Origin of the sequence: Thioalkalivibrio thiocyanoxidans ARh2, from assembly GCF_000385215.1 — a bacterium.
Classification (GTDB): domain Bacteria; phylum Pseudomonadota; class Gammaproteobacteria; order Ectothiorhodospirales; family Ectothiorhodospiraceae; genus Thioalkalivibrio; species Thioalkalivibrio thiocyanoxidans.
Map to the genome: position 1 here is coordinate 118,551 of NZ_ARQK01000059.1, position 8,136 is coordinate 126,686.

At 66.4% G+C, this 8,136-nt stretch carries 12 protein-coding genes; 8 read left to right on the forward strand and 4 right to left on the reverse strand.

All coding sequences use genetic code 11. The features are described 5' to 3' along the window. Positions 1-3: 3 nt before the first annotated feature. The 3 genes from G372_RS0111690 (at position 4) to G372_RS0111700 (ending at position 2,094) form a co-directional block, all read left to right on the forward strand. The gene (locus G372_RS0111690) at positions 4-828 is read left to right on the forward strand and encodes a pyruvate, water dikinase regulatory protein (RefSeq protein ID WP_019623977.1); all 825 of its coding nucleotides are present in this window, start codon (positions 4-6) and stop codon (positions 826-828) included. 106 nt (positions 829-934) lie between these two features. Further along, complete coding sequence (locus G372_RS0111695) at positions 935-1,498, forward strand: YggT family protein (RefSeq protein WP_018863487.1); 564 nt, start codon at positions 935-937, stop codon at positions 1,496-1,498. A 143-nt stretch (positions 1,499-1,641) separates the two neighbouring features. Continuing rightward, complete coding sequence (locus G372_RS0111700; RefSeq protein WP_018863488.1) at positions 1,642-2,094, forward strand: DUF4426 domain-containing protein; 453 nt, start codon at positions 1,642-1,644, stop codon at positions 2,092-2,094. 32 nt (positions 2,095-2,126) lie between these two features. Here the strand turns inward: G372_RS0111700 and G372_RS0111705 are convergent, their stop codons facing one another. Both G372_RS0111705 and G372_RS0111710 read right to left on the reverse strand, forming a co-directional pair. Next, positions 2,127-2,789 (reverse strand): sulfite exporter TauE/SafE family protein, encoded by a 663-nt coding sequence (locus G372_RS0111705; protein ID WP_018863489.1) that lies wholly within the window; start codon positions 2,787-2,789, stop codon positions 2,127-2,129. 15 nt (positions 2,790-2,804) lie between these two features. Beyond that, positions 2,805-3,278: a tellurite resistance TerB family protein gene (locus G372_RS0111710; protein WP_019623978.1), complete on the reverse strand. Its 474-nt coding sequence runs from the start codon at positions 3,276-3,278 to the stop codon at positions 2,805-2,807. Positions 3,279-3,322: 44 nt separating this feature from the next. Here G372_RS0111710 and G372_RS0111715 point away from each other — a divergent pair, with 44 nt between their 5' ends. Both G372_RS0111715 and G372_RS0111720 read left to right on the forward strand, forming a co-directional pair. Then, entirely contained in the window at positions 3,323-3,976 is a 654-nt protein-coding gene (locus tag G372_RS0111715; RefSeq protein WP_019623979.1) for a 7-cyano-7-deazaguanine synthase, read from the forward strand. Then, a complete protein-coding gene (locus G372_RS0111720) occupies positions 3,973-4,212 on the forward strand; it encodes a hypothetical protein (protein WP_019623980.1) in 240 nt (79 codons plus the stop codon). Before G372_RS0111715 ends, G372_RS0111720 begins: the two co-directional genes overlap by 4 nt. On the opposite strand, the gene G372_RS0111725 is transcribed toward G372_RS0111720, so the two are convergent. After that, complete coding sequence (locus tag G372_RS0111725) at positions 4,205-4,888, reverse strand: HAD family hydrolase (protein ID WP_019623981.1); 684 nt, start codon at positions 4,886-4,888, stop codon at positions 4,205-4,207. The two genes, G372_RS0111720 and G372_RS0111725, sit on opposite strands and share 8 nt — an antisense overlap. 80 nt (positions 4,889-4,968) lie before the next feature. On the opposite strand from G372_RS0111725, the gene G372_RS0111730 reads away from it, so the two are divergent. Genes G372_RS0111730 through cysQ form a run of 3 tightly spaced genes read left to right on the forward strand, consistent with a single transcriptional unit; the run spans position 4,969 to position 7,135 of the window. Further along, on the forward strand, positions 4,969-5,691 hold the full coding sequence (locus tag G372_RS0111730) for a hypothetical protein (protein WP_038070488.1): 723 nt from the start codon (positions 4,969-4,971) through the stop codon (positions 5,689-5,691). A 7-nt stretch (positions 5,692-5,698) separates the two neighbouring features. Further along, the gene (gene nudE / locus G372_RS0111735; RefSeq protein WP_019623983.1) at positions 5,699-6,244 is read left to right on the forward strand and encodes an ADP compounds hydrolase NudE; all 546 of its coding nucleotides are present in this window, start codon (positions 5,699-5,701) and stop codon (positions 6,242-6,244) included. Positions 6,245-6,301: 57 nt separating this feature from the next. After that, the gene (gene cysQ, locus G372_RS0111740) at positions 6,302-7,135 is read left to right on the forward strand and encodes a 3'(2'),5'-bisphosphate nucleotidase CysQ (RefSeq protein WP_019623984.1); all 834 of its coding nucleotides are present in this window, start codon (positions 6,302-6,304) and stop codon (positions 7,133-7,135) included. Between the two features lie 854 nt (positions 7,136-7,989). Here the strand turns inward: cysQ and G372_RS13600 are convergent. Next, positions 7,990-8,136, reverse strand: a 147-nt coding sequence (locus G372_RS13600) for a pyrroline-5-carboxylate reductase family protein (RefSeq protein ID WP_038095862.1), incomplete at its 5' end; no start/stop codon positions are given.

The window sequence follows — 8,136 nt, forward strand, 5'->3', positions numbered from 1 at the left end:
GACATGGCGGATCCGCGGTGCCCGCAGGTGTATCTGGTGTCCGACGGGACCGGGATTACCGCGGAGACGCTGGCGCGTTCGCTGTTCACCCAGTTCCCGGACCTGGACCCGGCCTGGCATCGGCTGCCATTCGTGCAGACCCCGGGTCGGCTGTCCAGCGTGTTCGCGCGGATCGGGGCCGGGCCGCAGCCGGCGGTGGTCGTGGCCACCCTGGCCAATGCCGACCTGCGCCAGGATCTGCGCCACAGCCCCGTCCCGGTCATCGACGTGTTCGGGGAGCAGGTCGGGCGGCTGGAGGAGGTGCTCGGGGTCACCGCCCAGCCGGTATCCGGGCGGGCCCACGGCATGGGGGACGTGACGCGCTACGATCGCCGTATCGAGGCCCTGAACTACACGCTGTCGCATGACGACGGCCTGTCCACCCAGGATCTTTCCGTGGCCGATGTGGTGCTGCTGGGTGCGTCGCGTTCGGGCAAGACGCCCACCAGCCTCTACCTGGCAATGAACTACGGCCTGTTCGCGGCCAACTACCCGCTGGTGCCGGAGGACCTGGGTCAGGACGACACTCCGCATATGCCGCGCAGCCTGCGGGGCCTGGGCGGGCGCCTGGTCGGGCTGACCATCACCCCCCAGCGGCTGTCCCAGATCCGCGAGGGCCGCCGTCCCGGGAGCCAGTACGCAAGCCTCGGCCAGTGCCGCGCGGAATGTGCCGCGATCCAGGAATTTCTGGAGATCTGGAACATCCCTCACCTGGACGTTACCGAGCTCTCCATTGAAGAGATCGCGACCCAGGTGCGCGATACCCTGGACCGGATTCGAGGTACCTGACCGGGTGCCCGAGAACACTTGACTCAATCTGCGTCTGTCTTGGCATCCCGCCGGGCATGCCCGAGAATGTCGCCGACTTCCCGTCGAACTGCCGCAAGGAGCCCGCATGACTGCCGCCGGACCCGGACAAGAGATTGCCATCTTCCTGATCAGCGTCATCTTCGGGATCTACATCATCCTGTTGATCCTGCGTACGATCTTCGGGCTGGTGCGGGCGGAATACCACAACCCGATCTCGCAGACGATCGTGATGCTGACCGACCCGCCGCTAAGAATCCTGCGGCGGGTGATCCCTTCGGTCGGGCGGTTCGATCTGGCCGCGATCGTGCTGATTATCGTGCTCAAGTGCATCGAACTCTGGCTGCGTGCCGCGATTCTCGGGGCGGATGTGGGGCTGGGCGTGATCTTCTACGTCGCCATCCGCGAGGTGCTGACCACCGTGATCTGGGTATTCATGATCGCCCTGATCATCGAGGTCGTGATGAGCTGGATCCAGGCGGGTGGTGGAGGCGGGGGACATAACCCCATCCTGCGCCTGGCCGCCGACGTCAATCGGCCCATCCTTGGTCCTCTGCGCCGGACGCTGCCGCAGGCCGGCGCAATTGATTTTTCCCCGATGGTTGCACTGGTGGGTTTGTACATCCTGCTGATTCTGGTGCGCTCTTTCTGATCCAGATCAACCGGGCCCGGAAACCCTCTTCTTTTGCCGGTTTCATCTGCACGAAAAGGCGCTAGACTCGAGGACAGGGGGTGGTGTCAGCCTCATGCCGGCGGCACCGCCCTCGCCTACCCTGAACGGCAGAGGAGTTAGCCATGGCAAGAGTGCATCGGGTCATCACCGGCTTCATCGTCGCTTTGGCGGCGGTTGCCCTCGGCAGCTCGATGGCGTCCGCCAGCGAGGCGGAATTCGACAACTACGTGGTGTACTACAACGTCATCAACACGACCTTCCTTTCCCCCGAGGTCGCTCAGGCCTACGACGTGCGCCGCAGCGCCAACCGCGCGATGGTCAACGTGACCGTAATGGAGCGCACCAATGACGGCCTGAAGGCTGTGTCCGCGGATCTCAGTGGTACCGCGACCAACATGCAAGACCAGATGCGCAGTCTGCGCTTCCGGGAAGTCCAGGATGGCGACGCCATCTATCAGCTTTCCGAGGTGACCGTTCGCCGCGGCGAGACGCTCGAGTTCGAGCTCGAGGTAACGCCGGAAGGCAGCGAGCGGGCCCTGCCCATCAGCTTCAGCCGCGAGTTCTTCGCCGACTGAGGTCCATTCGTACCCCCGCCGGGAGGCGGGGGTTACATCGTCAGCCGCAGCAGCATCCACCCGCCGTAGAGCAGGATCGTGGCCCCGGCCAGGGCGCGAACCCAGCGCTGTTGCACGAATGCGGCCATGCGCGCCGCGAAGACCCCCATCAGCAACAGATTCGGCAGCGTGCCCAGGGCGAAGGCCGCCATCAGCAGGGCGCCCTCGGTGGCCCCTCCGGCGCTGAGCGACCAGGCCAGCACGCTGTAGACCAGCCCGCAGGGCAGCCAGCCCCAGAGCCCGCCCACCAGCAGTGCCTGTCCGGCATGCCGCACTGGCAGAAACCGCCGACCGAGGGGTTCGATGCGACGCCACACCACACCACCCGCCTGCTCCAGACGCGCCAGGACCGGCCACCAGCCACCGATGTACAGTCCCAACAGGACCAGGAAGACTGCGGCAATCCCCTGCAGGATTGCCTGCCCGGCCGGCAGGCCGCCCAGCAGGGTGGCCCCCAGCCAGCCGGCCAGGGCGCCGGCGATCACGTAGCTGCCCATGCGCCCCAGGTTGTAGGCCAGGAGCAGGTCGAATCCCGGACCCCGGCGACCGTGCCCGAGCGAGATCGCGCCCACGATGCCACCGCACATCCCGAGGCAGTGAACGCCCCCCAGGATGCCCACAGCAAGGGCGGCGAGTAGTGTGCCCGGGTCGCCCATTACCGCCACCCTCCATCAGTCCGGATCGGCAGCATCGCCCAGGACCTCGTGCTTGGTGCGGATGAATGTCGAATGCGGGACGTACAGGAGATCGGCCAGGTGCCGGATCACGGCCTCCTGGCGCTTGTGCAGGTCCTGGTTGGCCCACGCGGCGCGCCACAGTGCGCGCATGATGTCGGCTTTCTGGTTGGCGTCGAAGGCCGCGTTGACCTCGCGGGCCATCGGGTGGATGGATACGAGTTCGTCGCTCTTTTCGCGGGCGATCTCGAGCAGGCCATCGGCGGTATCCGCATCCAGTTCAAACAGCTCGATCAGGCTGGCGCGCACGGAGTCGAGTTCGACCTCGTGCAGTTCGAAGTCGGCGCGGCAGACCTCCATGATGAGCGCGGCGGCCGCGCGCTGCAGGCGCTGTTCGTCGTCGCCGGATTCGGTGTCGCTCAGATCCGTGCGCATCAGGCGCTGCCAGTGGCGGCGCAGCTCGTCGATCATCAGGGTTCCTTTCTGCGGGCGTGTGCTTTGCGTATGGTGCCCGAATGGGCGCCACGGACAAGTACACGGGTGAATCGTCCCCGGATCTGCTCCTGCTGTCCGGGGGTATCGAGAGCAGCGCCCTGCTGGTGCAGCGGCATGTGCAGGGCCGACCGCTGCGCGGCATGTGGGTGGATTACGGCCAGCGCAATGCCGAGCGCGAGCGGGCTGCGATCCGCGCCCTGGGCGCGGACTATGGGGTCGAGCCCGTCGAGATGGATCTGCGCGCGCTGCGCCAGGCGTTTGCCAAACGCTCGGAGTGGGTCGCGCATGTGCCGCTGCCGCAGCGCAACCTGCTGGTACTGGCCCTGGCGGTCAATCTCGCGGAGCACCAGGGGGCGGGGCGCATCCTGCTCGCCCTCAATCGCGAGGACCAGGGGCATGGCCCGGGGTCGCGCCCGTCCTTTATCGGGCATCTCGCGGCGCTGGCGGACGAGCTGGTGCCGGGGCTGGCGATCGAGGCCCCGCTGATCGCGCAGTCCAAGGCCGAGATCATCCGCAGCACCGATCCGTTGGGGATCGACTGGTCCCGCACCTGGAGCTGCCTTCTGGCACAATCGCTTCACTGCGGGCGCTGCCCGCAGTGCCAGGCGCGCCGCGCAGCCTTTGCCGCGGCGGGCGTGCCCGATCCGACTGACTATCGCGAACCGCCCCGATGACCGAACCCGCCCTTCCCAAGCATGTGATCGAGCGCCTGGAGATCGCCATTCTCACGGGCGAGACCCTGCAGCTGAACTGGGCCGAGCCCGACTCCAGTCAGGCCTGGTGGGGCAAGGTGACCCCGCGCGAGGTGCGCGAGGCGGACGGGTATCACTGGCTGGACGGCGAGTGCGAGGGGCGTGACGTACGGATCCGCCTGGATCTGATCCGCAACCTGCCGACCCCGGTCAAGTAGCGGGGCGTTGCCCGCCCGGCAGCCCGGGTAGCAGATCGGCCAGTGATTCCAGCAGCAGGAAATCCCGCGAGTCCATCGGCTCCCCGCGTTCGTCCGGGTAGCGCATGCCGCGCAGCTCGGTCAGCCCCTGCCGGGCTGCGCTGGCCAGGGCCAGCAGGTTGTCGTCGACCAGCAGGGTGCGGGCCGGATCGTAGGGAGCGACACGCTGGAGGCGCTCCCAGAAATCGGTGTCTTCCTTCGCGCACTCGAGATCGTGCGCGGAGACGATCGTGTCCAGGTGGTCCCCGATTCGCGTGAGCTGGTGCTTGAAGTTGTAGACCTTCGGATGGGCGTTGGTCACCAGGACACGCCGGCGGCCGGCGCGGGAGAGCGTGTCCAGCAACGCCTCGGCATGCGGCTTGATCGTGACGTGGTGCGCCAGTTCACGCTTCAGTCCCAGTACGTCCAGGCCGGTGAACCGGGTCCAGTGGTCCACGCAGTACCATTCGAGCTTGCCGCGCACGCGCTGCATCTCGTCTTCCAGACGCCGGCGGGCGCATTCCGGGTCATCCGGCTGGCAGCGGATGTACTCGGCAGGGATCAGCTCGCGCCAGAAGCGGTTGTCGAAGTGCAGATCCAGCAGTGTGCCGTCCATGTCGAACAGCACCGTATCGATGCGCGACCAGTCGACATGCACCGAAGATTCCTGCGGATTCGGATTTTTTTCGGGGTTTTTGGGGTCCACAGCGAACGGAACCTCAAAGGAGGTGAATTGCGATGGCTTCCATAGTACCTGATTCCCGTATGGCCCCCGGTCCCCTGCTTCTGGCGCTGGTCTCCCTGGCGCTGTTGCCGCTCTCGGCGCAGGCAATGGACCCGGACGACCCCGATTACGATCCGCTCGAGGATGACAGCCTGTGGGGCGATACGGTATCGCCGGACGATACCCAGACGACCAGTCCGGAAATCAAGTTTTTGACCGAGGAGCCGGAGCAGGTGCCTCATCATCATCAGAATCAGATCACGCTGAGCCAGTCTTCGCTCGAGGACGGCTGGGTCGAGTTGCGCCAGTGCCACAACGACATCGCACCGATCCGGCGCATGGTCATTGCCTACAACGAACAGCGAATCGAGGACCTTCAGGTCGAATCCACCACCAACATCGATCAGGCCGAGGCGCGGGGCGACCGTGTCGATCTGCGCGGTGTACACAAGGACTCCGAAGTCTGTGTCACTGCGCGCATGCGCGTGATCGAGCACGAGGGTGATGGTGTCTACAAGATGGAGAACGGGCCTTTCGTGCGACGTTTCCTCGACGGCTACTTCCCCATGCGGGTCACCATAGCCGTAAACTGGGGGGATCTGGACCTGCGTCTGGAAGATACCGAGCCCGAGGCCCAGGAGGGTTTCGAGGTCGTCGAGTCCGACCATGGCATCATCCTGGACACCCTGTTCGAGGGCGAGCTGAGAACCCAGGTACGCCTGCGCAACGCTGAATGAACTGCCGATGAGCCGACACAAACCGGATGTCCAGGGCCGCCGCACGGTGGCCCGCAGTCGGCTGTTCGAGGTCGAGGAGCTGGACCTCGAGTTCAGCAACGGGGCGCGCACCTGCTTCGAGCGCCTGATCAGCCGGGGTAACGGCGCGGTCATCGTCGCCCCGGTTCAGCCGGATCGCACCGTGCTGCTCATCCGCGAATACGCGGCGGGCACCCACCGCTACGAGCTCGGTCTGCCCAAGGGCCGGATCGAGGCCCGCGAGGACATCCTGGTGGCCGCGAACCGCGAGATCATGGAGGAGGTCGGGTATGGCGGTCACCGCCTGACCCATCTCGGCGCGCTGACCGTCGCGCCCGGTTACATGTCCCACGAGACCCACCTGATTGTGGCGGAGGAGCTCTACCCCCAGCGTGCGGAGGGTGACGAGCCGGAAGCCATCGAAGTGGTCCCCTGGTCGCTCGACCGGCTGGGCGAGCTGGTCGCCCGCGAGGATTGCACCGAGGCGCGCTCCATCGCGGCGCTCTACATGGTGCGTGATTTTCTCGACGCCTGAGCCGGGTTCTGCCAAGGTACGCGCATCCGGTACCAGTAGAACCACAAGGACGCCCCGATGAACGAACCGCCCAGGGATGCGGCCCTGACCGCCCTGATGCAGGAAGTGGGTGGCCTGGCCGAGGATGCCGGCCACGCCATTCTCGAGATCTACGAGACCCGCTTTGCGGTCACCGAAAAGGACGACCGCTCCCCGCTGACGGAGGCCGACCTGGCCGCGCATCGCGTGATTGCACAGGGCCTGCGCGACATTGCGCCGGAGTGGCCCGTCCTGTCCGAAGAGGGGCAGGATGTCCCGTTCGAGCGCCGCAAGCAGTGGCGGACCTACTGGCTGATTGACCCCCTCGACGGTACCCGCGAGTTCGTCAAGCGCACGGGCGAGTTCACGGTGAACATTGCCCTGATCCATGACCACGAGCCGCTGATGGGTGTGGTCTGGAGCCCGGTCCTGCAGCGTCTTTATGCGGGGCACGCGGGTGGTGGCGCCATCCGGCGCGATGGCATGGAGGCCCCGCGCACCATCGAGGTGGCGCGCGACCGTATCGACAGCGAACGGCCGCTGGTGGCCGGCAGCCGTTCGCACGGGGCCGAGCGACTCAAGGCTGTCCTGGAACGCCTGGGGCCGCACGAGCTGGTGAGCCTGGGCAGTTCGATGAAGCTCTGCATGGTGGCCGAGGGGGCCGCGGACATTTATCCGCGGCTGGGGCCGACCAGCGAGTGGGATACCGCCGCCGCGCACGCGGTCGTGAGGGCCGCGGGCGGGCATGTGACGGATCTCCATGGGCAGGAGCTTCGCTACAACACGAAGGAGAGCATGCTCAACCCCGAGTTTCTGGTCTGCGCTCGTGACCCGGCGCGCTGGCTGCGCCGCCTCGGCCTCCCCGACGACTAGCCTTCTCCCGCGCGCCAGCTAGCGGGCCTTGATGTGCCCTGGTTGGCCCTCAACGTCGTTGAGGCTGGGCCTGGTTCGGCATCTGGAGTTTACGTGCCTTCGGTCCACCGCCTGCCAAGCGCTGTTTCGGCAGCGCGCCCCGAGTTACTTCTTTGCTCGTGCAAAGAAGTAACCAAGAAACACGCCCGGGATTCGCCCAGAACCTTGCTCCGGACGCGCCAGGCCGGAGGCGCTGAAACTCGCTGCGCTCAGACAGTCAGCGCCTTCTCCTGGCCTGTCACGCCCTCCACAAGGGGCTCATATCGGGAGGGTAGGTCGAAACAGGCGGTGTTCCCGCACCTGTCTTGAGCCCCGAGTTGTAGGGTGCGTTGAGCGAAGCGAAACGCACCGTTCCAGCGTCGGGGCAATCCTGATGCGATTCGCTCCGCTCATCCGCATCCTACGATGGGAGCTGGCGCCCGCTGGCGGGCGCGGCACGCTATGGCCGAAGGCCGCGCGTGCCGAAGATGTGCGAATACCTAGCCTCCTTCTACAAGCTCGAACGTCAGACCAGCCGTTGTCTTGACCTTATCCCCCCGTATGAAGCCCCTTGCGGAGGGGTCCTCGGGACGGAAGAGAGGCGCTGACTGTCTGAGCGGAGCGACAGCGCAGCGAGTTTCAGCGCCGCCGGCCCGAGGGCCCTGGAGCAAGGTTCCCGGGCGGAATCCGGGTGCCCTTCTTTGGGTACTTTCTTGGGCACGCAAGAAAGTACCTCGCGGCGCGCTGGCGAGACAGCGCAGGCAGGCGGCAGGCCGAAGGCACGTAAACTCCAGATGCCGATCCAGGCCCAGCCTGAAACGCGGCGGACGAAGCCCCTACTGTCCGAGTTCGCGCGAGCGTTCGGCCGCCGCCGCCATCGCGCGGCGCATGAGACCGCGCAGGTCGCCGTCCTCCAGCACCTGCAGGGCGCGCTCTGTCGTGCCGCCCGGCGATGTCACGCGGTGGCGCAGTTCCGCCGGCGG

Bases quoted from the DNA above. Each gene is read 5' to 3' on its own strand.
- G372_RS0111690 (WP_019623977.1), top strand. From the start codon at position 4: ATGGCGGATCCGCGGTGCCCGCAGGTGTATCTGGTGTCCGACGGGACC.
- G372_RS0111695 (WP_018863487.1), top strand. From the start codon at position 935: ATGACTGCCGCCGGACCCGGACAAGAGATTGCCATCTTCCTGATCAGC.
- G372_RS0111700 (WP_018863488.1), top strand. From the start codon at position 1,642: ATGGCAAGAGTGCATCGGGTCATCACCGGCTTCATCGTCGCTTTGGCG.
- G372_RS0111705 (WP_018863489.1), bottom strand. From the start codon at position 2,789: ATGGGCGACCCGGGCACACTACTCGCCGCCCTTGCTGTGGGCATCCTG.
- G372_RS0111710 (WP_019623978.1), bottom strand. From the start codon at position 3,278: ATGATCGACGAGCTGCGCCGCCACTGGCAGCGCCTGATGCGCACGGAT.
- G372_RS0111715 (WP_019623979.1), top strand. From the start codon at position 3,323: ATGGGCGCCACGGACAAGTACACGGGTGAATCGTCCCCGGATCTGCTC.
- G372_RS0111720 (WP_019623980.1), top strand. From the start codon at position 3,973: ATGACCGAACCCGCCCTTCCCAAGCATGTGATCGAGCGCCTGGAGATC.
- G372_RS0111730 (WP_038070488.1), top strand. From the start codon at position 4,969: ATGGCTTCCATAGTACCTGATTCCCGTATGGCCCCCGGTCCCCTGCTT.
- nudE (WP_019623983.1), top strand. From the start codon at position 5,699: ATGAGCCGACACAAACCGGATGTCCAGGGCCGCCGCACGGTGGCCCGC.
- cysQ (WP_019623984.1), top strand. From the start codon at position 6,302: ATGAACGAACCGCCCAGGGATGCGGCCCTGACCGCCCTGATGCAGGAA.